At 58.0% G+C, this 24,348-nt stretch carries 24 protein-coding genes; 9 read left to right on the top strand and 15 right to left on the bottom strand.

Annotation, left to right across the window (positions count from 1 at the left end):
• Positions 1-35: 35 nt before the first annotated feature.
• Both FQ185_RS11435 and FQ185_RS11430 read left to right on the top strand, forming a co-directional pair.
• Positions 36-926, top strand: coding sequence for an ATP-binding protein (locus FQ185_RS11435; protein WP_149417536.1), 891 nt, complete (start codon positions 36-38; stop codon positions 924-926).
• On the top strand, positions 923-1,405 hold the full coding sequence (locus FQ185_RS11430; RefSeq protein WP_149417535.1) for a GAF domain-containing protein: 483 nt from the start codon (positions 923-925) through the stop codon (positions 1,403-1,405). The genes FQ185_RS11435 and FQ185_RS11430 overlap by 4 nt, the downstream gene beginning before the upstream one ends.
• On the opposite strand, the gene FQ185_RS11425 is transcribed toward FQ185_RS11430, so the two are convergent.
• From FQ185_RS11425 to FQ185_RS11385, 9 genes are all read right to left on the bottom strand, one after another.
• Positions 1,406-4,354, bottom strand: coding sequence for an HD domain-containing phosphohydrolase (locus FQ185_RS11425; RefSeq protein WP_149417534.1), 2,949 nt, complete (start codon positions 4,352-4,354; stop codon positions 1,406-1,408). It abuts the gene before it with no gap.
• Between the two features lie 49 nt (positions 4,355-4,403).
• Positions 4,404-8,045, bottom strand: coding sequence for a transporter substrate-binding domain-containing protein (locus FQ185_RS11420; protein WP_149417533.1), 3,642 nt, complete (start codon positions 8,043-8,045; stop codon positions 4,404-4,406).
• Positions 8,046-8,053: 8 nt separating this feature from the next.
• On the bottom strand, positions 8,054-8,680 hold the full coding sequence (locus FQ185_RS11415; RefSeq protein WP_149417532.1) for a response regulator transcription factor: 627 nt from the start codon (positions 8,678-8,680) through the stop codon (positions 8,054-8,056).
• A 252-nt stretch (positions 8,681-8,932) separates the two neighbouring features.
• Complete coding sequence (locus tag FQ185_RS11410) at positions 8,933-9,337, bottom strand: response regulator (protein WP_149417531.1); 405 nt, start codon at positions 9,335-9,337, stop codon at positions 8,933-8,935.
• Between the two features lie 171 nt (positions 9,338-9,508).
• On the bottom strand, positions 9,509-10,837 hold the full coding sequence (locus FQ185_RS11405; protein ID WP_149417530.1) for a deoxyguanosinetriphosphate triphosphohydrolase: 1,329 nt from the start codon (positions 10,835-10,837) through the stop codon (positions 9,509-9,511).
• Between the two features lie 69 nt (positions 10,838-10,906).
• Complete coding sequence (locus FQ185_RS11400) at positions 10,907-12,070, bottom strand: EAL domain-containing protein (protein WP_149417529.1); 1,164 nt, start codon at positions 12,068-12,070, stop codon at positions 10,907-10,909.
• A 128-nt stretch (positions 12,071-12,198) separates the two neighbouring features.
• Positions 12,199-12,540 (bottom strand): hypothetical protein, encoded by a 342-nt coding sequence (locus FQ185_RS11395; protein ID WP_149417528.1) that lies wholly within the window; start codon positions 12,538-12,540, stop codon positions 12,199-12,201.
• Positions 12,537-12,926, bottom strand: coding sequence for a phage holin family protein (locus FQ185_RS11390; RefSeq protein WP_149417527.1), 390 nt, complete (start codon positions 12,924-12,926; stop codon positions 12,537-12,539). Before FQ185_RS11390 ends, FQ185_RS11395 begins: the two co-directional genes overlap by 4 nt.
• A 2-nt stretch (positions 12,927-12,928) precedes the next feature.
• Positions 12,929-13,243 carry a YqjD family protein gene (locus tag FQ185_RS11385; RefSeq protein ID WP_149417526.1) on the bottom strand — a complete coding sequence of 105 codons (315 nt, stop codon included), beginning with the start codon at positions 13,241-13,243 and terminating at the stop codon, positions 12,929-12,931.
• A 326-nt stretch (positions 13,244-13,569) separates the two neighbouring features.
• On the opposite strand from FQ185_RS11385, the gene FQ185_RS11380 reads away from it, so the two are divergent.
• Entirely contained in the window at positions 13,570-14,778 is a 1,209-nt protein-coding gene (locus tag FQ185_RS11380) for an ammonium transporter (RefSeq protein WP_149417525.1), read from the top strand.
• A gap of 1 nt (position 14,779) precedes the next feature.
• On the opposite strand, the gene FQ185_RS11375 is transcribed toward FQ185_RS11380, so the two are convergent.
• Positions 14,780-16,492 carry a monovalent cation:proton antiporter-2 (CPA2) family protein gene (locus tag FQ185_RS11375; protein ID WP_149417524.1) on the bottom strand — a complete coding sequence of 571 codons (1,713 nt, stop codon included), beginning with the start codon at positions 16,490-16,492 and terminating at the stop codon, positions 14,780-14,782.
• A gap of 207 nt (positions 16,493-16,699) precedes the next feature.
• Between FQ185_RS11375 and FQ185_RS11370 the strand changes: the two genes are divergently transcribed.
• The 3 genes from FQ185_RS11370 (at position 16,700) to FQ185_RS11360 (ending at position 18,384) form a co-directional block, all read left to right on the top strand.
• Positions 16,700-16,936, top strand: coding sequence for a glutaredoxin family protein (locus FQ185_RS11370; protein WP_111452360.1), 237 nt, complete (start codon positions 16,700-16,702; stop codon positions 16,934-16,936).
• Between the two features lie 168 nt (positions 16,937-17,104).
• Positions 17,105-17,422: a hypothetical protein gene (locus FQ185_RS11365; RefSeq protein ID WP_046049178.1), complete on the top strand. Its 318-nt coding sequence runs from the start codon at positions 17,105-17,107 to the stop codon at positions 17,420-17,422.
• A gap of 71 nt (positions 17,423-17,493) precedes the next feature.
• The gene (locus FQ185_RS11360; protein ID WP_149417523.1) at positions 17,494-18,384 is read left to right on the top strand and encodes a pseudouridine synthase; all 891 of its coding nucleotides are present in this window, start codon (positions 17,494-17,496) and stop codon (positions 18,382-18,384) included.
• Positions 18,385-18,472: 88 nt separating this feature from the next.
• Here FQ185_RS11360 and FQ185_RS11355 read toward each other — a convergent pair whose 3' ends face one another.
• Positions 18,473-18,694 (bottom strand): YgdI/YgdR family lipoprotein, encoded by a 222-nt coding sequence (locus FQ185_RS11355; protein WP_149417522.1) that lies wholly within the window; start codon positions 18,692-18,694, stop codon positions 18,473-18,475.
• A 76-nt stretch (positions 18,695-18,770) separates the two neighbouring features.
• Complete coding sequence (gene mobA / locus FQ185_RS11350; RefSeq protein WP_149417521.1) at positions 18,771-19,373, bottom strand: molybdenum cofactor guanylyltransferase MobA; 603 nt, start codon at positions 19,371-19,373, stop codon at positions 18,771-18,773.
• 81 nt (positions 19,374-19,454) lie between these two features.
• Here mobA and moaB point away from each other — a divergent pair, with 81 nt between their 5' ends.
• Together moaB and glp are read left to right on the top strand one after the other, a co-directional pair.
• Positions 19,455-19,994 (top strand): molybdenum cofactor biosynthesis protein B, encoded by a 540-nt coding sequence (gene moaB, locus FQ185_RS11345; RefSeq protein ID WP_149417520.1) that lies wholly within the window; start codon positions 19,455-19,457, stop codon positions 19,992-19,994.
• On the top strand, positions 19,978-21,204 hold the full coding sequence (gene glp / locus FQ185_RS11340) for a gephyrin-like molybdotransferase Glp (protein WP_149417519.1): 1,227 nt from the start codon (positions 19,978-19,980) through the stop codon (positions 21,202-21,204). Before moaB ends, glp begins: the two co-directional genes overlap by 17 nt.
• A gap of 65 nt (positions 21,205-21,269) precedes the next feature.
• Here glp and FQ185_RS11335 read toward each other — a convergent pair whose 3' ends face one another.
• Positions 21,270-21,578: a hypothetical protein gene (locus tag FQ185_RS11335; RefSeq protein ID WP_149417518.1), complete on the bottom strand. Its 309-nt coding sequence runs from the start codon at positions 21,576-21,578 to the stop codon at positions 21,270-21,272.
• Positions 21,579-21,804: 226 nt separating this feature from the next.
• On the opposite strand from FQ185_RS11335, the gene yegS reads away from it, so the two are divergent.
• Positions 21,805-22,722 carry a lipid kinase YegS gene (gene yegS / locus FQ185_RS11330; protein WP_149417517.1) on the top strand — a complete coding sequence of 306 codons (918 nt, stop codon included), beginning with the start codon at positions 21,805-21,807 and terminating at the stop codon, positions 22,720-22,722.
• Here the strand turns inward: yegS and FQ185_RS11325 are convergent.
• Entirely contained in the window at positions 22,706-23,365 is a 660-nt protein-coding gene (locus FQ185_RS11325; protein WP_149417516.1) for a response regulator transcription factor, read from the bottom strand. The two genes, yegS and FQ185_RS11325, sit on opposite strands and share 17 nt — an antisense overlap.
• On the bottom strand, positions 23,362-24,255 hold the full coding sequence (locus FQ185_RS11320; RefSeq protein WP_149417700.1) for a sensor histidine kinase: 894 nt from the start codon (positions 24,253-24,255) through the stop codon (positions 23,362-23,364). The genes FQ185_RS11325 and FQ185_RS11320 overlap by 4 nt, the downstream gene beginning before the upstream one ends.
• Between the last annotated feature and the right edge of the window lie 93 nt (positions 24,256-24,348).

The following is a 24,348-nucleotide window of genomic DNA, read 5'->3' as shown; positions in this document are numbered from 1 at the left end:
GCCATCATTACTGTGAACGAGCCTGAGGAGAAGACGTGGATTCCCGATTGAATGCTTTTCTTGAACGCGCCGATGCCGTTCTGGCCCGTATCGAACCGCTGCTGCCAGCACCTCGGCAAACCATCGACTGGACTCACTGCCTTGCCGCGCGCTGGCAACGTGAAGGGCGCAGCGGTTTTCTGTTGCCGCTGCAAGTCAGCCTCGACACGCGTTTGACCGACCTGATCGGTGTCGACCGCCAAGTGGAGCAACTGGGGCGCAATACCCAACAGTTCCTCGACGGCATGCCGGCCAACCACGCGCTGCTCTGGGGCTCGCGCGGCACCGGTAAATCATCGCTGGTTCGCGCGTTGCTGGCCGAACACGCCTCGGCCGGTTTGCGCTTGATCGAGATCGAGCGCGATCACCTGGCGGACTTGCCGCGTATTGTCGAACAGATCGCCAGGCTGCCTCAGCGTTTCGTGCTGTTCTGCGATGACCTGTCGTTCGAATCGGGCGAAGGCGATTACCGCGTGCTCAAAAGCGTGCTCGACGGCTCTCTCGAACAGGCGCCGGATAACGTTTTGCTGTATGCCACGTCCAACCGTCGCCACTTGGTGCCGGAAAAGGAAAGTGATAACGAAAACTGGAAACGGGTCGACGGCGAACTCCACCCCAGCGAGGCGGTGGAAGACAAGATCGCGCTGTCGGACCGTTTCGGCCTGTGGCTGTCGTTCTATCCGTTTACCCAGGAACACTTCCTCAACGTCGTCGAGCACTGGGTCGGTCAGTTGGCCGACAAGGCCGGCCTGGCGTGGCAGCGTACCGAAGAGCTGGACATCCTCGCGGTGCGCTGGGCCACTGGCCGGGGCAATCGCAACGGACGTTGCGCGTATCAATTTGCCCGCTATTGGGTCGGGCTCAAGTTGTTGGAGCACAAGGCATGATCGATTTAAAAAAGAGCGGCCAGGGCCTCGAAGGCTACGGCATGCTGCGGGCGCAGCTGGAATCGTTGCTGGCGGATGAGCGGGATTTCATCGCCAACGCCGCGCAGTTTTCGGCTTTTCTGTTCAACCAGCTCGATGACCTGAACTGGGCCGGTTTCTACCTCAATCGCAACGAAGAACTGGTGCTTGGCCCGTTTCAGGGGCAGATCGCCTGCGTGCGGATTCCATTCGGTCGGGGCGTGTGCGGGGCTGCTGCGGCCACCTTGCAGACCCAGTTGGTCGAGGACGTGCACGCCTTCCCCGGGCACATCGCTTGCGACAGCGCATCGAACAGCGAACTGGTGGTGCCATTGGTCAAGGATGGTCGACTGATCGGCGTGCTGGATCTCGACAGCCCGAGCCTGGGGCGCTTTACCGCAGAAGATCAGGCTGGCATCGAGCAATTGGCCGCGATTTTCCTGCGCCTGACCGACTGCTGATCAGGCCCTCAAGCCTGCCTTGACCAGCAGGCTCGCCGGGTCCACTGCGTCGATCTGTTGTGGCTCGAGGAATCGATCGGCGTACTGCCGATAGATTTGCGCGTTGATGAACAGTCCGAATAACTCCGGATCGATGTGGGCGTCACGGCACATCGTCGCCATGATCCCCAGCGCTTCGCTCAAGGACTTGGCCTTCTTGTAGGGGCGATCGGCGGCGGTCAACGCCTCGAAAATATCGGCAATCGCCATCATCCGCGCTGGCAGGCTCATTTCTTCACGCTTCAACTGTTTGGGATAACCGGTGCCGTCCATTTTTTCGTGGTGGCCGCCGGCGATCTCCGCAACGTTGTTGAGGTGGCCGGGGAAGGGCAGGTGGCTGAGCATCAGGATTGTCTGCACCATGTGGTGGTTGATGATGTAGCGTTCCTCACGGGTCAGGGTTCCCCGGGCAATGCTCAGGTTGTAGAGCTCGCCCCGGTTGTACTTGTAACGCGGCACATCGAGCTTGAACCCCCAGGGGTTATCCTCCGGAATCAGTTCGGCTTCGGGCCGTTCGAACAGATGCTCGGGTTTGTCCGCCAGCAATGGCTCGCTGACCGGCAGTGTCGGTGCCGGGGAGCGCGCTTGGCGCCGGTTCTCTTCCCAGGAAACGCCCAGCCGGTCATCCAGTGTTCGAGTCCAGGTGCGCTGGGCCAGGTTGCACAGGCGTTGCACATCGGTCTCGGCCATCGCCTCGCCACCCAGGTTGCAGCGGGCCACGAAGGCGAAGTCATCGTCCAGCTCCGCCAGAGTAGCGTTGCGCAGTTCGGCCAGGTGCTGCTCATTTCCGCCCAGCGCGATGGCTTGCCAATAGCTGATCCAGGCATCGCGCTTGAGCACTTCGAAACGGGTACGAATTTCGTGTATCCGGTCGTTCAGGGTTTCGAGTTTGGTGGCTTTATCGACCACATATTCCGGAGTGGTGACCTTGCCGCAGTCGTGCAGCCAGGCAGCAATGTGCAGCGCCTCCCACTCATCTTCGGTGGGTTGATAACCGCTGAAGGCCGGCTCCTGGCTGGCGGCGGCAGCCTGGGCGAGCATCAGGGTCAACGCTGGCACCCGTTGGCAGTGACCGCCGGTGTAAGGGCTTTTGGCATCAATCGCGCCGGCCAGCAGTTGAATGAAAGCGTCGAGCAATTGTTTTTGTTTGGCTTGCAGGCGCTGGCTTTCAATACTCACGGCGGCCGCGCCGGAGACCGCCTGGAGAAACGCGATGCGGTCCGGTCGTAGTTTTTCCAGATCGCTTTGATCGCCGCTATCGGCCAGCAGCAGGATCAGCAAGCCCACCGTTTCGTTATGACGATTGTGCAGCCGAATACCGATCAGATGAACGCGGGGACATTCCATCGCCAGCAAGACCTTCTGCAAATCGCCGACCTGTTCGAAACCGAGCTGGGTGACGACATTGTCGGTACTCGCCAACTGCTGTAGCCATGCAGGGCTTTGCGGATTCTGGAGTTCGTGCCCGCGAATGTCGAATGACGGCAGTGGCTCAGACGTGCCGTTGATGATCAGTCCACACGGCTCCACACGATCGCCATCATTTTCGCGCAAGTAGATCAGGCCGGCCTGAGCCTGGCCGATTTTCACGGTTTCAAACAACACCCGTTCCAGCAAGGGCGCGATGCGGGTCTCGGCGCTCAGGCTGTCGGTGATGTGGAAAAAACTCGCCAGGGTGTCTTTCATGCGCGCCATCGACACGCTCAGTTGATCAACTTCGAGCACCGGGGAGCGGCGGGAGACAGGAAAATTGAAATCGAAACTGCGCACCGCATCGGCTTCCTGCACCAGCGCGCGCAGCGGTCTGACCAGGATTCTGGAGATCAACCAGCCCAGCGGCAGGCACAACAACAGCGTGGCCAGGGTAATCAGCGCGCCTTGCCAGCGCATGCGATAGGCATCGACGAGCAATTCATCTTCCGGCACCAGCAGCGCCAGTTGCAGCCCTCGAGGGCCGCCTTCCTGCATGCTGCTGCGGGCAACGATCCATTGACGACCGGCGGCATCCAGCCGATTGCCTACGGGAGGGTGGTTGAGCAGCGCGCCGAGGCTTGGGCTCAGGTCGGCGGCCTTGATCAGGCGAGCCGTCTGATCGTCGATGATCAGTTTGCTGCTGTCGGGATAAGCGATGGCGTTCCCATCGGCATCGAACAGGACGATTTCGGTACTGGGGGTTACGACATGTTTGGCCAGGGTGGCGGAGAGTTCGGCCAGGGTCAGGTCAGCACCCATCACGACGTTCTCGCCACTGCGCCGGGCCAGGGTGGTGCCGACGTGATGAGTGGAGAAGAAGATGTAGGGTTCTGTGGTGATCTGGTCGCTGTCGGTACGAGCGCTGGAAAACCAGGCGCGGGTGCGTGGATCGTAGGGTTCGTCGGGGTTTTCCTGAAGGCTGATCAAGGCCAGGTCTTGATCGAAGAACAATGCTTGGGAATGGAGCTGGCCGGTGCTGCTGTTTCGCTCGATGCTCCACACCTGATAAGCCGCATTATCCGGGGCCTTGAGGAGCGTTTTCAGGTCAGGGGTTCGCAGAGGACGAACCATGAAGAAGTCACCGTTGCCGTAACCCAGGTACAGCGATGCCAGGTCGGGGTTGTCCTTGAGCGACTGGCTGAAGGGTTTGAGCAACGCCAGGCGTTGCTCAAGGTTAAGTGCCTGGGCCGCCGGGTTGTCCGCCAGCAGGCTCAGCAAATGACGAATCGGCTCATAGGTGTTGTGCAGGTCCAGGCGCACGTCCTGCTCGATACGGTTGAAGAGCTTTTCGCTGCTGGAAAGAATGATCTGCGTGGTTTGCCGATAGTTGAAAATGCCCAGCACCACCCCGGTCAGCAACAGCAGGAAGGTGAACATCACGCTGATATGGACGTGCAGGGGAAACCGGCGTTGATGCGTGCGCAGTGGGCTGGGCATTGCAGGTCTCTCCATGATGGTTAACACACTGCTCAGCGACCAAGCATAGTTAAGGCTCTGTCATTCTGCTTTTGTCGTTTTTTGCGATCTGGTGCTGCAACGCTTGCTCCAGTTCGAGCATGGCGTTCTCCATGGCCCTGCTGCAGTCGGTCACCTCGTCATGGTGGAATATATCGTGACAGGCCTTTTCGAGTGCCTCGCAGCTGTCGATCAACCGGGTCGCCTGGACGATTCGGGCGGCACCCTTGATTTTGTGGGCGACGTCGAGAAATGACTGCGGGTCTTTGGAGTGGGTCAATGCCAACAACTCCTCTCGGTCCAGCCGGTTGCTGTTCAGAAGCTCGGTCAGCAAACGCTGATCCAATACCGGGTTGCCCCCCGTCAACAAATGCAGCCCTGCCAGACTGAAAGCCGGATCGCGAGTGGTCGGTTTGAGGCCTTCAACCCACTGACTCAACGCTGTCAGGGTAAGGGGTTTGAACAGGCAGTCGTTCATCCCGGCCTGTTTGCAGCGCTGTATTTCTTCCGGTTGAGCGTTGGCGGTAAAACCCAGCACAGTGCAGGGCGGGCGGTGGGTTTGTTGTTCATGTCGGCGAATGGCGCGAACCAGTTCGTAGCCATTCATGATGGGCATGTTGCAATCGGCAATCACCAGGTCGAACGGCTCGGCTTTCCACGCCTCGAATCCCGCCTGACCATGGGCTGCGACGCTGAATCGATGCCCTAGAAACTCCAGTTGCTGGCACATGAGCAAGCGATTGGCCGGGTGATCATCGACCACCAGAACGTTCAAGGGGGCAGCGCTGGTGTGAAGTTGTGCTTCAACCGTGTGCGGTAACTGCTCGATTGGCAGTGTTGCCAGGTGCAACGAAACCACGACTTGAGTGCCGACACCCGGCTGACTGCTCAATTGCAGGCTGCCGCCCATCATCTCGCACAAACTGCGGCTGATCACCAAACCAAGCCCGGCGCCGCCTCTGCCTGATTGCCCTGAGTTGTCGGCCTGGGCGAAAGGTTCGAACAACCGCTGCTGATCCTGTTCGTTGATCCCTATGCCGCTGTCCTGAACGCGCAGCAGCATCTGGACCTGTTCGGGCTCGGCGGCCGGATGCAGGTCGACGGTGATCCTGACCTGGCCCTGCTCTGTAAATTTGATGGCATTGCTGATCAGGTTGGACAGCACCTGCTTGAAACGCATCGGGTCCAACAGGACATCGGTCACCGGATTGGCAGGGTGAAACTCCAGCAGCAGCGAGAGATTTTTCTGACGAGCCAGGCCATCGAAAATTCGCACCACCGACGCCACGGTCTCACCCGGATTGACGCGTTCCGGGCTCAGACTCAGGCGCCCGGATTCGATCCGGGCAATGTCGAGAATGTCGCCGATCAATTCCAAAAGGTCCTTCGCCGAGCTATACGCCACATCAATAGCCGGAAGATCCGGGTGGTTCTGGTCGATACGCTTTAGCGTCAACTCAAGCATGCCGATGACCGCATTCATCGGGGTGCGGATCTCGTGACTCATGGTGGCGAGAAAAGTGCTTTTGGCCCGGTTGGCTTCATCGGCGCGCTCTTTCGCGCAGCGCAGATCATCGAACAGTTGCCGCCGTTCGCTGATATCGATCCAGCCGCCGATGATGCCTTGCACTTCACCGCTCGAATCACGGTAGGGAAGGATCCAGTGGTAGATCGTCAACCGGCGGCCTCCGATATGCAGCGCACGGTCGAGAATCAGCGGTATGCCCTCGGCCACGACACGCTGGTAGTCGGCCTGGTACTCCCGGGCTTCGAAGGCATTGCTCATGTTGCCCTGCATGACGCTTTTGCCGATGACGTCTTCACGTTTTGCGCAGAAGGCTTCCAGGTAGCTGTCATTGCAGCTTTGCAGCAGCCCCTGACGATCGCGCACATAAATCGGATGGGGCGTGCCATTGAGCAGCGATCGCATGAATTCGAGTTGATCGTTCAACGCGCGCTCGGCCGCCTGACGCTGATTGATCTGGCGACGCATGTAAGCGTTCCAGGCAACGGATATCACTAGCAGCACACCAGCAACGATAACGACCTGATAGAACAGCCGGTGAAAGTTGCGCCAGGTACCTTGCGAGGACGCTGAGTAACCGCGCCAGCGGCTGTTGATGATGCCCAGTTCCTCCGGCGCGATGGTCAGCAGTGCCTTGTCGAGGATGGCGTTCAGTTCCTTGGCATCTCGACCGGTCGCCAGGGAGAACGCAGCCTGCTCGGTACCGATGGTGGTGCTGATCTGCAATTTATGTTCGAAGAGCTGCGATGAAATGAAATAGTTGGCGATTACCAGTGAACTGACTGCGCCTTGCACCTTGCCCTCGGCGAGCAACTCCACGGCGCTGAATGTGTCCGGGGTTTCAATCAGCTCGATCCGCGGGAACTCGCTGCGCAGGTAATCAACCAGTGGATTGCCTTTGGCGATCGTCAGGCGCTTGTCTTGCAACTTCGCGAGGCTCGTCGGGCTGTCGGCGGTTTCGCGAGTCAGCAGAACAAAGGAGTTCTCCAGATAGGGACGGGTGAAATCCAGCGTTGTTTCACGTTGGGCGGTGGGGAGCAGGGCGGCGATCAGGTCGGCCTGATTATTTGCAATCTGTTCGATCATCTCGGCGTCGCTGCGGCTTCGACGGATGTCGAAACGCAGGCCTGTGCGCAATCTGATCAGTTCGAGCAGATCGGCGGTCACGCCACGAAAATTGCCCTCGCTGTCGAAAAACGTCAGCGGCGCAAAGGCTTCATTGACCACCACGCGTACCACCGGATGTTGCGTCAGCCAGCGTTCTTCACTGTTACTGAGCTGCAGTTTTTGATCAGTCAGCAGAATGTCGCTGCCGGCACTCCAGCGTTTGGCGATGCTTTCTCGCTTGCTGGTGGGGATGACCCCAAGCGTCGCATTGATGATCCCGAGCAGTTGCGGGTTGTTCTTATGCACGGCAAAACTGAAACCGTGGGCTTCGTGTTTACCGAAGTTGGCCATGCGAATGTTGTTCAGGTACCCCTGGTTGATCATGTAATGGGTGGAAATGGTGTCACCCAGAAAAACGTCAGCCTGGTCGAAGGCCACCGCGTTGATCGCATTCTGGTAGGACGGATAAGACGTGATGATCGCCTTTGGATACAGGGCCCTGACTTCCTCCAGCGGCAAATAGTGATACACCATGCTCAGCCGCAGACCCGCAAGACCCTCGGCCAGGGATCTGGTTTCCCCTTCACGTGTCACCAGAACCGGTTGATCAACCGCGTAGGGCGTGGAAAGCACGATGTCGGTATTGCGGGCCTCGAATCCGTTGGCGGTGCCGAGCAGGTCAATCTCGCCGTTTTCGAGCGCCTCGATCGCCGCCCCCCGGGACTCGAAGCGCTGGACCTTGATTGGCAAACCAATGGTGTTGCTGAGGATGCCCGCGTAGTCGGCGGTGAAACCCTCATAGTCGCGGCCGCTTGTGGTCAGGTCAAAGGGGGGGTAGTCCGGGGTTGACGTGCCAAGGATCAGTTCCCGTTTATTCTTGACCCATTGTCGTTGTGATTTATCCAGTTGGACTTCCTGGTGTCCGGCCGTTGCACGACTGAGCAGGGTGTACTCGCCAGTGGGCTGCGCAGCGAGCACCGACGTGATCAGGCATAAACCTGCGACCATCGATATCAGATATACCTTTATACGACTGGGCATCCGGCCTCTCACACTAACGCATTACGTTTTGCCATCTCGATGAGCTCAACCAGCGATTTGGCTTTGAGCTTCTGCATGAGTCGCTTTTTATAGGTGCTGACAGTCTTGTTGCTAAGAAACATACCTTTGGCAATTTCCTTGTTGGTGCGGCCTTGGGCAAAGAGTTGCAATACCATTAGTTCCCGGTCATTGACGGATTTGAATAACTCCAGGTCGGCGCAACGCGCATCATCGCCACGAACAGGATTCAAGGCCTGGCTTGGGAAATAGTTGTAACCTGACAATACCGCTTTTATGGCGCTGACCAGTTCACTCAAATCCTCCTGTTTGCACACATATCCCGATGCACCTGATTGCATACAGCGAATACCAAAAAGAGTCGGGCATTGTGCAGTCAATACCAGTGTCTTCAGCGGGGTACTCATTGCGTTGAAACGGGCGAGAACTTCCAGCCCATCCAGTTTGGGAATGCTGATGTCGAGAATGACCAGGTCGGGCATGCATTCGCGAACCATCTGCATGGCGTCGACCCCATTATCAGTTTCACCGACGACCTTGTAACCTTCGTGTTCAAGCAACATTCGAACGGCAAGGCGGATGACGGGGTGATCGTCGACAATAAAAACGGAGTTCATAATCAAATCCCATGCTAGCTCAAATAAAGCGGGCACCTTAGCTCAGATAGTTAAGGGAACGCATGAACTGACCGACCTGTAGCAGCAATATAGGAATAATCCTACAACCGAAGAAGAATAGGACTACGTACCAACTAGGTTTTCTATAAGGAACGATGAGGATTGTTGATAGTTAGTCGCAATATCGGAGGTTTTTATTTGTAAGTTTCAAGTTGTGTTTTGGCTGGTTTTTTAGTGCGGGTGGCATGGGTTTTATAATGATGCCAAGGTCAATAAGTTTCTAAATTCTGATTGTTTCAGCGGTTTGATCAAACAGCCCAGCAAGGGCAGCCCATGTTCGTTGGCCATTCTTTCAAGTCCATCCAGCTCGGCCGCTGTCAGGCTACTTAGGAGTATTGCCCGTTTGATCAGTCCCCGGTGACTGGCGAATTCAACCAGATCAAGCCCGGAAAGGTCGGGTAGACATTGATCGCACAACAGAATATCGAACGGTTGTACAGCCCGGAGCATTTGTTGCAAGGCGCCGGCGGCACTGTCGGTGGTGGTCAGTTGGGTGAAGCCGTAACTCTCAAGAAGGCATTGAGTTGCCCTGAGTTGAAAGGGATGATCTTCCACCAGCAAGATGCGCAGATCGTCTTTGAACATAGGAGTTTTCATGCTTCATCTGTCTGACAGAGGGAAGCGGAATTATTTCGCGAGAATACGGAACAATCGATCAGTTAGCTCTGCACAGGTTGTAGGGAGATTCGGCGAACGTTGAACGCACTTGGCTCCTGAGGCGCTGATCAACCATTGCAAGTGGCGCAATGGTTGCTCACGTGGGTCCGATCAATGGCTCGAACGCCCCGTCATCTCCAGCGCCATGTCGCTCGCATAGCTGTCGGTCATGCCGGCAATGAAGTCAATCATCCGCAGAAACGAGGCATGCAGCGGGCCGTGAGGATCAGGCGCATTGTTGCCCAGCAGGTCGAGGATTCGGCGGCTCTTGAAGGACGGCGTACGACCGTCGTGCTGTTCCAGTGCTGCGCCGCAGAAAGCGTTGAGGAGGATTTCCAGTGTGGTGTAGGCGCCGATTTCGTGCAGCGTCTTGCGCTTGTCCTGGAAGATCTTCTTGCGCGCCATGTCCTTGGCATTCAGCACGCATCGCTTGGCCGGGCCATGCATGTGCTCCACCAGATCACCCGGTAGCGTCCCGGCCAGCAACGCATCCTGTTGCTCGACAAAGGCACGGGCTGCGGCGTTGGTCAGGTGCTCGATGGCTTTGCCTCGCAGGATTGCCAGTTTGCGTCGACGCGAATCCTGTGGGCCGAGCTGACGATAGGTTTCGGGAAGATCATCGCCCACCAAATCCAGCAACAGCGATTCGACTTCGGCGTACTCCAGCAACTCCATCTCCAGGCCGTCTTCGAGATCGATCAGCGCGTAGCAGATGTCATCGGCGGCCTCCATCAGGTACACCAGAGGATGACGTGCCCAGCGCTGTTCTTCCAGTTGCGGCAGGCCGAGCTTGTGGGCGATCTGTTCCAGCAACGGCAGTTCGCTCTGATAGCAACCGAACTTGTGCTTCTTGTAGCCCAGGGAATCTGCGTGTTTTGCCGTCCACGGGTATTTCAGATAAGTACCCAGGGTGGCGTAGGTCAGCCGGGTGCCGCCATCGAACTGGTGATATTCCAGCTGGGTAAGCACGCGGAAACCTTGGGCGTTGCCTTCGAAATTGAGGAAGTCATTGCGTTCGACTTCGCTCATTGCATCGAGCCAGCCACGGCCGGCGGCTTGCTGGAACCAGTGACGAATCGCGTCTTCGCCCGAGTGGCCAAAGGGCGGGTTACCGATGTCATGGGCCAGGCAAGCGGATTGCACCACCATCCCCAGATCGCTCGGTTCGCACCAGTCGGGCAGGGCGCTGCGGATCGTTTCACCGACGCGCATACCCAGCGAGCGGCCGACGCAGCTGACTTCCAGCGAGTGGGTCAGGCGCGTGTGGATGTGATCGTTGCTGGTGACCGGATGGACCTGCGTCTTGCGCCCGAGGCGGCGAAACGCACCCGAGAAAATGATCCGGTCATGGTCTTTGTGGAAAGGACTGCGGCCGAGTTCTTCCGGGCTGTGCAGAGGCTTTCCGAGGCGTTCGCGAGTAAGCAGGGTTTGCCAATCCAAGGCTGGTTCTCTCCGTCAGGTGACTGATCGCTTAAGCTTCCGGGTTCGCGCCCGAGCCTGCAAGGGGAACTACAGTCCGGCGGCGTCGATATCGATGAGCAGCAGTCGCTCACCGTTGTCGAAAAACTGCCCGGCAGTGAGACAGTATTGGTTGCTGGTGGCATCGCGGTAAGTATTGGAGAGCGTCAGTCGGCGCTCATCCCAGCCCTCTGCCAGCAGGTGATAGAAGTAGGGCCGCCATGACCAGTTGTGGCCCAGATAGCGATTGTCAGACTCCCAGCCGTTATTGCGCCACTCAAGGTTAGGCGTCAGCTGCGTGCCGTGGCGGTCGCATTGGTAGAAGCGCAACAACCAGGGAAACGCATCCAGTTGGGGCAATGTGCTGAGCGGGGCGCCGGCCTGGGCCCAGGCTTGCAGAATCGACATCAGCTCGCTGAGTTGCTGGCGCATGATCATCAGGCGACTGCGTTCAGCCAGTTTCTGTTGAACGTAACGCTCACGCAGTTGCGCGAAGCGCTCGACAAAGGCGTGGGTGGCAAAAAAGTCTTCTTGCGCCCGGGCGAACAGAAAACCCTGCACATAACGCGAACCGCACTCCAGGGCAAAATTGAGTTGAGCGTCGGTTTCCACTCCTTCGGCAATGATCCAGCAACCGGTTTTCTCCGCCATTTGCGCCAGCGCCTTGACCACGTCGCTGCTCGGCCCACCCAACGCAGCGGCCTGGAACAGTCGCATGTCGAGCTTGAGTATGTCCGGTTGCAGCGCCAGTACGCGATCGAGCTGAGAGTAACCGGCGCCGAAATCATCGATGGCGATCCGCGCGCCTGCTAGCCGGTAACGCGCTACCACTTCGGCCAGGCGCTGAATATCGCCACCCAGTTCGGTGATCTCGAAGACGATTCGCTGCGCGTCGACGTTGTGCCTGCTCAGTTGCTTGAGGCTCGGCAACGGCTGGTTCGGCCGCAGGCGGTTGATCCAGCGCGGAGATATGTTCAGGCTCAGAAACCAATCCGAAGGCGCTTCATGCAGACGGCTGAGGGCGTTATCGCGGATCTGACGGTCCAGATGGCGCAGGGCGATGGCGGGCATTCGCGGGTCGGCGAACAGCGGTCCCACCGAGGCCAGTTGACCGTCGGCCTGACGCAGTCGACCCAGTGCCTCGACGCCTGCGATACGGCCGGTGGCGGTATCGATGAATGGCTGAAAACAGGCGAGCGGTTGCCCGTCGATCACGAGGCCTCCTTAGTAAGGTCTTGTTCTTGGATTAATCCTGAATACCGGGTAGGCATGCAGGATTGAACCCCTCGATAGAGAGGTTCGATCCCGGTGGTGTTGCAAGAATGCCGCCAGATAGCGGCTGATCAGTGTTTGCGCGAAGAGCCTTGCATGACCAGTTTGATCAATGGTCCCAGGGTAGTGCCCAGGCGGAGCAGTCGAGTCAGGCTGCTGACGCCGCCGCTCTTGGCGCCTTTGCCAGTCAGAAAGCCCAACAAGGTCACGGCTGCCACGCCCCAGAGCGGGGCGTGCTTGATGCCGAAACCATCCTGCAGGTTTTGCGACATTCCGCGCACGCGCTGCAAAGGTTGCAGCAATTGTGCGGATTCATGGCGGATTTCCTGGCGATGCATTTCCATGCGCAGGCGAATCAGCGCCTTGCGCATTTCCGTGCGCGAGCTGTTGTGCGGCAGTTCAGGCAGGTTCATGGCAGCAGGCGCTCCCGATCGTTGGCCAATTCTTCCAGAGTGCCGTGGAAGGGTGAGGACTCATCGAAAATCGCCGCTCTCAAGCGCATCCCGCAGAAGACGCAGGCAAGGGTGTAGAACACACAGAGCGCGATGATGGCGGGCAAGCGATAGGTGTCCCAAAACAGGATCAACACCAGCGTCGACAACCCCACCAGCAACAGCAAGGCAAACACCAGCGCCAGGCCGGCAAACAGCAAGAGGCTTACGGTGCGTGCTTTTTGTTCCTGCAATTCGATGCCGAACAGTTCGACATGGCTGTGCAGCAGTCCAAGGAAAGCGGCACCCAGGCGCCGCGGTGAGGAGCTTGGGCCCGTCGCGGACGAGCCGGATTCGCCGATCGCCATGATCAGCGCCGAGTGGCCAGCAGGCCAATCAGGAAACCCACGCCAGCCGCGATCCCGACTGATTGCCACGGGTTGCTCTGGACATAGTCTTCGGTGGCGGTGACGGCTGCCTTGCCGCGTAAACGCAGGGAATCTTCGGTCAGTTTCAAGGTTTCGCGGGCACGCAGCAGACTGTCGTGAATCTGCTCGCGCAACTCATCGGCCTGATCACCGGCCAATGTTGCGGTGTGTTCCAGCAACCGTTCGGTGTCGCTGACCAGTGTCTGAAAATCGGTCATCAGGATTTCTTGAGCAGTCTTTGCCTTGATGCTGGCCATTGGTGAATCTCCGTAAGTGGCTTCTGATGCGTTCGAGTATGAGCCTTGCGTGAAGGTTCAGTACAAATGACTGGTACAACTTTTGCTATGCCGTGGTGCGTCTGCCAGCGCCGTTGCGCTGTTGCCGGGCATGATTTCAGGAAAACCTTAACTCAAACAATTAAAACCTGCGCAATCGTTCCGGTCGTCAGTTGCTCGACGAACCTTGTGCGCCAAAGCGGTTCATCGGGGTCGGTTTCCTGATCCTGGCAAGTCGCAACTTGGTGCGTGAATTGTCTGTGCGAACTGTTTTGGTGCTTTTTTCAGCCTTAAGGTCTGCCAACTCCATGGAAAATCTGCAAAGTGCTGTGGACAGTCTGGTCCATAGCTCCAATACGCTGTTCATTCTGATCGGCGCGGTCATGGTACTGGCCATGCACGCCGGTTTTGCCTTTCTCGAAGTCGGCACGGTTCGACAAAAGAACCAGGTCAACGCCTTGTCGAAGATCCTCAGCGACTTCGCCATTTCGACCCTGGCCTACTTCTTTATAGGCTACTGGATTTCCTATGGGGTCACCTTCATGCAGCCGGCTGCAGTGATCAATGCCGATCATGGTTATGGGCTGGTGAAGTTTTTCTTCCTGTTGACCTTTGCTGCTGCGATCCCGGCGATCATTTCCGGAGGCATCGCCGAGCGCGCCCGGTTCGTTCCACAGCTGTGCGCGACAGCGCTGATCGTGGCGTTCATCTATCCGTTCTTCGAGGGCATGATCTGGAACGGCAACTATGGCCTGCAAGCCTGGTTGCTGGAGCGCTTTGGCGCCAGCTTCCATGATTTCGCCGGCTCGGTGGTGGTCCATGCCATGGGCGGCTGGCTGGCGCTGGCGGCGGTGCTGTTGCTCGGGCCACGCCAAGGACGTTATCGCGATGGAAAATTGGTGGCGTTCGCGCCGTCGAGTATTCCGTTTCTGGCGTTGGGTTCGTGGATTCTGATCGTCGGCTGGTTCGGGTTTAACGTCATGAGTGCGCAGACCCTGCAAGGTGTCAGCGGGTTGGTGGCGGTGAATTCGCTGATGGCCATGGTCGGTGGCACCGTGGCGGCGCTGATCGTCGGGCGCAATGACCCGGGCTTTCTGCATAACGGCCCGCTGGCCGGGTTGGTGGCGATCTGCGCCGGTTCCGATCTGATGCATCCGGTGGGTGCGCTGGTGACTGGCGCCATTGCCGGCGCATTGTTTGTCTGGTGCTTTACCGCTGCCCAAGGTAAATGGCATATCGATGATGTGCTGGGTGTCTGGCCGTTGCATGGTTTGTGTGGTGTATGGGGCGGGATCGCCTGCGGCATCTTTGGCCACAGCGCATTGGGTGGTCTGGGAGGCGTGAGTCTGATCAGCCAGTTGATCGGCACCGCGCTTGGTGTGATCGTGGCGCTGGCCGGTGGATTTGCGGTGTATGGCTTGATCAAGGCGTTCCATGGTCTGCGTCTGAGCCAGGAAGAAGAGTATTACGGTGCGGACTTGTCGGTGCACAAGATCGGGTCGATGAGTCAGGACTGACTCACTTTTCTTCATCGTCGCCCCCGGGATAAAAACCGTGCAGCAGGCGATAGCGGTCATGCCGTATCTGGTCGGCCCGCTCTTGGACCTGATGCGCGGGTAAACCCAGCATGATCAGTGCGTGGGAGGCGAGCATCAGGCTCGACTCCAGCAGTTCAGGCACCACTTCGCTGGCGCCGGCGGCCTTCAGTTCGGCCAGTTGGCTGTCGTCCCGAGTCCGTACCAGGATTGGAACGGTCAAGTTTAACCGGCGCGCCTCTTTGAGAATCAGCAGCGCGATGTCGGTCTGGTCCACGGCGATCACCAGTAGCCTGGCGCGCTCCAGCCCCACGGCGGTCAGCAGTTCGCCGCGGCGCGAGTCGCCGTAATGCACACATGTTTCTCCCGCGGCTGCTTCCTGGACACGCACCGGATCGGTGTCCAGCGCGATATAAGGCTGCTGCGAATTGCGCAAAGCGCGCCCGATTGACTGACCCACGCGCCCATAGCCACAAATCACCACATGACTGTGTAGCCCGGCGTTGAGCGTACTGATTTCCTCGAGTTGCGCTTTTTCATTGGGCTTGCGGTGCAGGCGTGTCGCGATGTGGGGCGCGGCGCGCAGGAGCAACGGCGTGACCAGCATCGAACAGAAAGTCGCCGCCAACAGCAAGCCGCCAAAATCGGCGGGCATCAATTTGTTCTGCTGCATCTGTGCCATCAGCGCAAAGCAAAACTCACCGCCCTGGGCCAATGCCAGCCCGCTGCGCCAAGCGGTTTCGCCATCGCTGCCACGCCATTTCACCAGCAGCGCAACCACGCTGCCCTTGATCAGCAACAACCCCAGGGTCAGACCGAAGATCAGCAGGCTGTGGCTGACGAACAGTTGCAGGTCGATCAGCATGCCGATACTGACGAAGAACACCCCGAGCAGGATGTCGCGGAACGGGCGAATATCGGCCTCGATCTGATGCCGGTAGTGGCTTTCCCCCAGCAGCATGCCGGCGAGAAACGCACCCAGTGCTGGGGAGAGGCCGAGCAGGTGAGTCAGCCACGCAGTCAGCAGAACAATCACCAGCGCCAACAGCACGAACAGTTCCGGGGAGCGGGCCGCTGCGACTTCATGAAACAGCCGTGGCAGCAACCAGCGACTGGCCAGCAGCAAGCCAACGAACAGCACTACAGTCTTGCCCAGTGTCAATGGCAGCGCCCAATACCAGGCCTGATCGCTGCTACCGGAGAACACGGGCACCAAAGTCAGCAGCAACACCGCCACGACGTCCTGAAACAGCAGCACGGCGATGGCATTCTGGCCGTGGCTGCTGAAAATTTCGCCGAGGCTGCTCAGCTCCTTGCTGACAATGGCCGTGGAAGACAGCGACAGTCCGGCGCCAAGTAACAGCGCCGGGGTGATCGGCATGCCGAGCAATATCAGCAAACCGCCCAACAGCATCCCGGAGCACAACACCTGCAGACTGCCAAGCCCGAACACCACCCGGCGCAATGCGAGTATTTTCGACAGGGAAAACTCCAGACCCAGGGAGAACAGCAGGAAAACTACCCCTAACTCTGCGAGGTCTGGTAACTCTTCGCTTTCATTTATCCAGTCGAACGCCGTCGGCCCGATCATCAGTCCCACGCACAGGTAACCCAGCACCGGCGGCAATCGCAGGCGCTGGAACAGTGCAATCATCACCAGGGAGGAGGCGAGGATTATCAACAGGTTGGCGAACACAAAAACTCCGGTGGCGGGCTCTGGCTACTCAAGCGTAGAGGCAAATAATCCGTAAGCATCGCGCAATGTGTATTGATGACGACTGATCTGCGTCAGCGTATTGCCGCGATCCGTTGACGTTATGGCTCAAGGGCAGACTATTCAATGGCTCGACGGCTTTTCGGGGCAGGCCTAGAATGATGACTTAATTTTTTCGGTTGAGCGCTCATGCTTCCTGAATGTCAGCTGTTCGGCACCCTTGGGTGTCATCTCTGTGAAGTCGCCGAAGCCATGCTGATGGAATTTGTCGAGCGCGGTCTGCTGGTGGAACTGGTGGACATCGCGGACGACGAAACATGGTTCGAAGCTTACAGTCTGCGTATTCCGGTATTACGGCGGGTCGATACTGGTGCTGAGCTGGGCTGGCCGTTCAGTGCCGATCAGGTAGTGGCGTTCCTGCGTTAAGCGGTGTTGCGGTGGCGGTGTTCCCGCCTGTCGGACTTTGCGATCGATCCCCTTGGCTTTACCGGTACTGATCAGATACTGTATGCGCATACAGTTATTGGTGATGCCTGCCTTGCACCTCTGGTTTTCGGGTTTGGGCAGGCGTTCCGGGCGTGAGAGGGATGAATCGTGGTCAATGTCGAACAATTGAAGAACAGCGTGAACCGAATGTCGGCGGACGTGGTGCGCGAGGCTGTCCTCGAATTGCGTCTGGATGGCCTGGTGACGGAAGGAAAAACCCCGTTCAACAAGCTGCATTTCAATACGTGCTTCGCCGAAATCGAAGCCTTGTTCCAGCGCGCGGGCTATCACCGTCAGTTGGACGTCGTGGGTTATCAGGGTTTGTTGTATGCGCTTTACGATCCGGGTCGCTGGGAGGCGGTCGATGTGCTGCGCTGGCTCAAGGAGTTCACCGAAGCGGCAGCACGCGCGCAGATACCGGCTTGAGGATTCTCTTCTAGGATCGTTCCGGCCGCTGTTGGATAATGCCGCCCTGTATTGAGGGTTAGAGCGTTCGTATGTCCAGTTCATCTTTTTCTGCTGCACACAACCAGGCCAGCACGCTCCACTTGCCGCCTGGCCCGTGGCAGACCGTGCTCGATTGCCTGTGTGAACACTTCAGCGCCATCGGCCGTGAACAATGGCTGGACAGAATTGCTCGTGGGCGTGTCCTCGACGGGCATGGCGCGCCAATCGCCCTGGATCTGCCTTACAAGGAAGGCTTGCGGATTCACTATTTTCGCGAGGTGCCGGACGAAAAGCCGATCCCGGTGGTCGAGACGATTTTGTACGCGGACGAGCACTTGGTCGTGGCGGACAAACCACATTTTCTGCCAGTGACACCCGCTGGCGAATACGTGGAGCAGACGCTGCTCAGGCGATTGATCCGTCGACTGGACAATCCGCATCTGGTGCCATTGCACCGCATTGACCGGCATACGGCGGGGCTGGTGCTGTTTTCCGCCAACCCCCAGAGCCGTTCGGCGTATCAGTCGTTGTTTCCTACGCGGCAGATCGAAAAGCGCTACGAGGCAATTGCCCGAGCGTTGCCTGAACTCTCTTTTCCATTGGTTCACAAGAGCCGGCTTATCGATGGTGAGCCGTTCTTCCGCATGCAGGAAGGGCCGGGCGTCAGCAATACGGAGACGGCCGTCGAGGTCAGGGAGAAGAACGGTGATCTCTGGCGTTATGCGCTTTACCCGGTAACGGGCAAGAAACATCAGTTGCGGGTGCACATGACAGCTTTGGGCGCCAGTATTTGCAACGATCCGTTTTATCCGCAGGTGCTCAAGAATATTGACGATGACTATGCCAATCCTTTGAAGCTGCTCGCTCAGGGGCTGCGGTTTGTGGATCCGGTCACCGGCCAGCATAGAGAATTTGAAAGCACCATCACCCTGCAGTGGTGATCACCAGGTTCAGCGAGACTGCTGTTCTTCAGCCACGAAAAAGCCCGCATAAAGCGGGCTTTTCTGTATCCGGTTGTCGCCGTAAAGATTACAACTCTTTAACGGTACGAACCTGATCCTTGTTGATGCGGGTCTGTTTACCATCCAGCTGTTCGAACTCGTAGAAACCCGATTCGTCATCGTATTTTGGTGCGTCGACGGCCTGGATTTCGCGACCGTCATTCAAGGTGATCACTGTAGGCGATGCGCAACCGGCAAGGGTCGCGAGGCCCAGTGCGAGCATGAAAGTGGCGATGGTCCGTTGAGTCATGAGTGTGTCTCCGAATTTGAATTCTTTTGATTACTGAGCTTGAGACGTGTACGACGCGCGCAAGTTCCTTCTCGTGTCAGTCTGACACATTGTGGTGTGTACTTAACAGTTCCGGCGTATTGAGGTTGGCCAGGCGATGGTCGTTGTCGGGGCATTGCAGGGCGGTAGCGCCCAGCTTGCGCATGAGCCGACCCGGGCTGCGTTCACCGTCGTGCCAGGCGCTTTCGAACGCCGCGCAAAGTGCCACCGGGATGATGCACAGCAAGGGTTCCCAGTGTTCACCATGGCGCAGCATCAATGGTTTGTCCGGATGCTGGCTGGCTGTTTCGCGCATGTTCTGGAGCAGCGCAGCATCGATACGCGGCACGTCACAAGGCAATACCATCAAATGCGCATGGTGAGCGGCCTTCAGGCCTGCGCGAATGCCGGCCAAAGGCCCCGGAAAGTCACCTTCGTCGTCGTGCACCAACTGATCGGCGTAGGGAGCGTATTTTTCCGGGTTTCTATTGCATGAGATGATCAGGTCATCGGTCAGTGAGCGGGTCTTGCGTTGCAGGTGCGCAATCAGCGGCTCGCCGTGCCATTCCAGTAACCCTTTGTCCTGACCACCCATGCGTTGGCCGCGACCACCCGCCAGGAGCAGAATGGAACAGGGTGACAAACGTGCATTCGAGGTCATGGCAGGTCTCCATGGGGGCGGCAAAAAAATGAGGCGCTGTGATATAACACCGGGCTGTTTCTCCTACAACTGGATGAGCCTATGAAAGCCAAGGCTGATGTACCTTTCGTGCCGCTCAACATCGCGGTATTGACGGTCAGCGACACCCGTACTCTGGAAACCGATACTTCAGGCCAGCTCTACGTCGACCGCTTGAGCGCTGCCGGCCATAACCTGGCCTCCCGGGTTCTGCTCAAAGATGACCTCTACAAAATTCGCGCGCAAGTCGCCAACTGGATTGCCGAGGATGTCGTGCAGGTGGTGCTGATCACCGGCGGCACCGGTTTCACCGGACGCGACAGCACGCCGGAAGCTGTGAGCTGCCTGCTAGACAAACAGGTCGATGGTTTTGGTGAACTGTTCCGTCAGATATCTGTGGCGGATATTGGCACTTCAACTGTTCAGTCCCGTGCGTTGGCCGGTCTGGCCAATGGCACGCTGGTCTGCTGCTTGCCGGGCTCGACCAATGCCGTGCGCACCGGTTGGGATGGCATTCTTGCCGAGCAGCTGGATTCGCGGCACCGCCCGTGCAATTTCGTGGCTCACCTGAAACAGGCGGCACCCTGTGAATCCCGTGGATAAGCCAGGCAAGACCGGCAGCCTGATGGCTGTCGAAGTGGCAATGGCACGTTTGCTCGAAATGGCCGAAGCCTCACCGATTCGTGAGCGTGAACGCTTGCCGTTGGCGCAGGTTCAGGGTCGTGTGCTGGCCGACGACCTGGTTTCGACGCTCGATCTGCCGCCCTGGCCCAACAGTGCCATGGACGGTTATGCCTTGCGCATGGCTGACTGGACGGGAGAGCCGTTGACGGTCAGTCAGAAGATTTTTGCAGGCAAAGCTCCAGATCCCTTGAAGCCCGGTACCTGTGCGCGAATCTTCACCGGTGCGCCTGTTCCGGCAGGTGCCGATTGCGTCGAGATGCAGGAGAACGCCGAAGTCCTGGTGGATGAGCGAGTACGTTTTACCGAAACCCTGTCACCAGGACAAAACATCCGTCCCAAAGGCCAGGAAACCACCGTCGGTGAATTGATCCTGTCTGCCGGCACGCGCCTGGGGCCGATCGAACAGGGGCTGGCTGCGTCACTGGGATGCGCTGAACTGGACGTGATCCGCAAGGTTCGCGTTGCGGTTTTGTCTACCGGGGACGAATTGATTGAGCCGGGTCAAACCCTGGGGTCGGGACAGATTTACAACAGCAATCGAGTGTTGCTTTGCAGCTGGTTGGAGCGCATGGGTTGTGAGGTGATCGATGCGGGCATTCTTCCAGATGATCTGGCAACCACTCGTGCCCGCCTTGGTGAATTGAAGGATGTCGACCTGATCCTCTCGACTGGTGGTGTATCGGTGGGAGAGGCCGACTTCCTGGGGATTGCCCTGCGGGAAGAGGGCGAGTTGACGTTATGGAAACTCGCCATCAAACCCGGCAAACCGCTGACGTTCGGGCATTTTCGCGGCGTACCGGTGATTGGTTTGCCTGGTAACCCTGCATCGACTCTGGTGACCTTTGCTTTGTTGGCTAGGCCCTATCTTTTGCGCCGTCAGGGCGTAAAAGAGGTTGAACCCCTGAAGTTTCAGGTACAGGCAGGGTTTTCCTGGCTAAAAGCAGGTAATCGGCGCGAATACTTGCGTGGACGTCTGGAGAATGGCCGGGCAGTCATCTACAAGAATCAGAGTTCCGGTGTGCTGCGCAGTGCTGCCTGGGCCGATGGTCTGGTTGAGGTGCTGGAGGGGCGCACGCTGGCCGAAGGTGACGGTGTAAGCTTCATCCCGCTGAGCGAGCTCCTGAGCTGAGCCAGCCGCCGTCTGGCCACGCAAACCCGGTTGATCGAACCGGGTTTTGCGTTTCTGGTTAACCGTTATTGAGCCAGGAGTGCCACAACCTGGTCGAAGCGGCTATTGGCGATCCAGGCCAGAAGCCCGAGGACCACAGCTGTTCCGCCAGCTGAATAGGCAAGCCGGTGCTTGATGGATTTGACGTCTCCCCGGACTTCTTCCATGTCTCGCCGGATGTATTTGAGGTGTGTCTCCAGTTCAACGACGCGAGGTTCCATATTCACTTCTCCAGTGGGTTTTGCACTGTTTTTGAATTCAGCATGATGATTGGCGCGTTTTTCTGCGAACGGTGCGACCGGAATGACCGGTGCCCTGATGTCATGGCTTTGCATGGCACGTCCCTGTGTATTTTGTGCTGATGACTGATAACCGCAGACGCCAAGGTGTACCAATCACAATCGTCGGTCAATTGAGCCAATTCCTCATGTTTTGTAAGAAAAATCCTGCCTTGTAGGATTCAAGATTGCTCGTCTTGAAATAATTCAATTTCTTGCGACTTTTATGGGGGACGACGCGGTCAACATCTTTCATATGGAATTCAATTCGGGAGTAACCACAATGAGCGAACGCAAGGCGCTGATGATTCTGCATGGCAAGCAGGCGCTCAACGAGGAGGTTCGTGCGGCCGTCGAGGACAAGCGCAAGCAGGGTTGGGAGTTGGCCGTTCGACTGACCTGGGAGGCGGGCGACGCGCAGCGGCTGGTGGATGAGGCGCTCGCGGCAGGCTACATGCAGATCATTGCCGGTGGCGGGGATGGCACCTTGCGCGATATTGCCGAAGCCATGGCTTCGCATTCGACGCAGGCAAGCCTGGTGTTGTTGCCTCTGGGGACTGCCAACGATTTTGCTCGTGCCGCCGGCGTACCTCTGGAGCCCGCTCAGGCGCTGGATCTTCTAGACACTGCGCCGAGCGCCATTGACCTGGGCGAGGTTGGCGGGCAAGTGTTTCTGAATATGGCCACGGGCGGTTTTGGCAGTCAGGTCACGGCAAACACTTCGGAGGATCTGAAAAAAGTTCTCGGAGGTGCGGCTTATCTGTTTACCGGTCTATCGCGCTTCAGTGAGTTGCATGCCGCGTATGGCGAGTTGCAGGGGCCGGGTTTTCAGTGGCATGGCGACCTGTTGGCGTTGGGCATCGGCAACGGCCGTCAGGCTGGCGGGGGGCATGTGCTGTGCCCGCAGGCGCTGGCGGACGATGGTCTGCTGGATATCAGCATTCTGCCTGCGCCGCAGGAAGTGGTCGGGACTTTGAAAAACCTGCTGGCCGATGGCTTCGGTATCGACAATATGTTTGTGCGCGCGCGCCTGCCATGGGTTGAGATCAAGGTCTCGGAGGGCCTTTATATCAATCTTGATGGCGAACCTCTGGAAGGTGACAGCTTGCGTTTCTCGGCGCGACCGGCAGCGCTGCGCGTACATTTGCCTGAGAACTCACCGTTGCTGAGCGCTTCCGGGCTGGTTAATCGTCCAGACTGATGATCTGCTCGCGCACGGCGAACAGTACCAGCCCTGCCACGTCGTAGATCTGCAAGCGTTTCATGATCTGAGAGCGATGGGTTTCGACCGTCTTGATGCTCAGGCCCAGGCCGTTGGCGATTTCCCGGGTGGATTTTCCGCGAACAATCAGCCGCAGGATTTCCAGCTGACGTGCCGTCAGGTTGTGCGAGTCGGCGGGGTTCGGCTGGTTTTTCTGGGTTCGGATCAGCGCCTGGTTGATGACGGTATGAGCGATGGCCGGGCTCAGGTAGCGTTCGTTGTTGCGCAAGGCATCCAGGGCATGTTCGAGCTCGGTCGCCGTGGTGTCCTTGAGCAAATAGCCATGAGCGCCGGATTCCAGTGCCTGCATGATGAGGGCAGGATCGGTATGCATCGACAGGATCAGTACCTTGCTTTGCGGGCGTACTCGCTTGAGTCGCTGCAGAGCTTCAAGGCCGCCGGTTTCCTTCATGGAAATATCCAGCAGGATAATGTCCGGGGACAACTGCTCGACCATCTCGAGCAGTTGCGAGCCATCATTGGCCTCGCCGATTACCGCGTAACCGGGAATATCCAGCACCAGGGCGCGCACGCCTGCTCTGATCAGAGAGTGGTCATCTACCAGAAGTAAGTTACAAGTCAATGCATAACCTTATTCGAACTGGCCCGTTCGAGCGCACGAGGTGCCCAGGGGAAAATAGCTTCGATTTGAGTGCCTTTGCCCGGCTCACTGGTAACGCACAGTGTGCCGCCCAGTTGATCGATCCGTTCGGACATCCCGGCCATTCCGCGTTGCCCCTCACGACCCGGATCTGTCGCGGGTGCGAACCCCAGGCCATCGTCACTGATCAGCAGCGAGAGACCCTGAGGCAGCCGTCGCACGCGGACCAACAGATTTTTCGCTTCGGCATGACGCAGTATATTGGTCACCGCTTCCTGGATGATTCTGAAGGCGGCTACTGCCGTTTCCTCTGGAATACCGGTCAAGCGCTGATGACATTCCAGGCTCCAGTGCACCGACGTATTGGCCAGCGTCTTGAGCAGATGCGCACGCAGGCTCGCTTCCAGCCCAAGGCTGGCCAGCTGGCGGGGGTTGAGAATGGCCGATACATCACGAACTCTGGCCAGGGTTTCTTCCAGCGTTTCGCAGAGCACCGTGCATTGCCCCTGAAGTTCTTCGGGCATTCGGCGTTTGAGCCAGTCGCTTTGAAGTTTTGCCGCTGTCAGCAACTGGCCGATATCGTCATGCAGTTCCCGACTGAGCCGGTGACGTTCATTTTCCTGAACCTCCAACAACCGGTCGGCCAGCTCTTGAGGTTGAAACTTTATCGATTTGCGTGACAGGCAATATTGCGCCCAGACGCAGGACATGGCCGCAATACTGAGCACCAGCAGACTCAGCGGCAGGCGAGTGGACAGGCAATAAATCAGAAGGCTGCCCAGCGCCGAGCAGGTGCACAGCAACAGCGTGAACCGGCGCGCATTTGTTGGGGAGGGTGGCCATCGGGTAATTGACTTGAGGCTGGCGTACATAGCGGATGGAGCCAATGGATGTTCGCTGCGGGAAGACCGGTCATAGTGAATGAAGGGTCTGAGTCTGGAGTTACTCTGCCATTAATTGACGTC

Origin of the sequence: Pseudomonas sp. ANT_H12B (assembly GCF_008369325.1) — a bacterium.
In the GTDB taxonomy this organism is placed as follows: domain Bacteria; phylum Pseudomonadota; class Gammaproteobacteria; order Pseudomonadales; family Pseudomonadaceae; genus Aquipseudomonas.
This window is presented reverse-complemented; position numbering and strand designations above follow the sequence as displayed.

Bases quoted from the DNA above. Each gene is read 5' to 3' on its own strand.
- FQ185_RS11425 (WP_149417534.1), bottom strand. From the start codon at position 4,354: ATGCCCAGCCCACTGCGCACGCATCAACGCCGGTTTCCCCTGCACGTC.
- FQ185_RS11385 (WP_149417526.1), bottom strand. From the start codon at position 13,243: ATGGCCAGCATCAAGGCAAAGACTGCTCAAGAAATCCTGATGACCGAT.
- mobA (WP_149417521.1), bottom strand. From the start codon at position 19,373: ATGACCTCGAATGCACGTTTGTCACCCTGTTCCATTCTGCTCCTGGCG.
- FQ185_RS11390 (WP_149417527.1), bottom strand. From the start codon at position 12,926: ATGGCGATCGGCGAATCCGGCTCGTCCGCGACGGGCCCAAGCTCCTCA.
- FQ185_RS11380 (WP_149417525.1), top strand. From the start codon at position 13,570: ATGGAAAATCTGCAAAGTGCTGTGGACAGTCTGGTCCATAGCTCCAAT.
- moaB (WP_149417520.1), top strand. From the start codon at position 19,455: ATGAAAGCCAAGGCTGATGTACCTTTCGTGCCGCTCAACATCGCGGTA.
- FQ185_RS11395 (WP_149417528.1), bottom strand. From the start codon at position 12,540: ATGAACCTGCCTGAACTGCCGCACAACAGCTCGCGCACGGAAATGCGC.
- FQ185_RS11320 (WP_149417700.1), bottom strand. From the start codon at position 24,255: ATGTACGCCAGCCTCAAGTCAATTACCCGATGGCCACCCTCCCCAACA.
- FQ185_RS11415 (WP_149417532.1), bottom strand. From the start codon at position 8,680: ATGAACTCCGTTTTTATTGTCGACGATCACCCCGTCATCCGCCTTGCC.
- FQ185_RS11335 (WP_149417518.1), bottom strand. From the start codon at position 21,578: ATGCAAAGCCATGACATCAGGGCACCGGTCATTCCGGTCGCACCGTTC.
- FQ185_RS11370 (WP_111452360.1), top strand. From the start codon at position 16,700: ATGCTTCCTGAATGTCAGCTGTTCGGCACCCTTGGGTGTCATCTCTGT.
- yegS (WP_149417517.1), top strand. From the start codon at position 21,805: ATGAGCGAACGCAAGGCGCTGATGATTCTGCATGGCAAGCAGGCGCTC.
- FQ185_RS11430 (WP_149417535.1), top strand. From the start codon at position 923: ATGATCGATTTAAAAAAGAGCGGCCAGGGCCTCGAAGGCTACGGCATG.
- FQ185_RS11355 (WP_149417522.1), bottom strand. From the start codon at position 18,694: ATGACTCAACGGACCATCGCCACTTTCATGCTCGCACTGGGCCTCGCG.
- FQ185_RS11410 (WP_149417531.1), bottom strand. From the start codon at position 9,337: ATGAAAACTCCTATGTTCAAAGACGATCTGCGCATCTTGCTGGTGGAA.
- FQ185_RS11420 (WP_149417533.1), bottom strand. From the start codon at position 8,045: ATGCCCAGTCGTATAAAGGTATATCTGATATCGATGGTCGCAGGTTTA.
- FQ185_RS11360 (WP_149417523.1), top strand. From the start codon at position 17,494: ATGTCCAGTTCATCTTTTTCTGCTGCACACAACCAGGCCAGCACGCTC.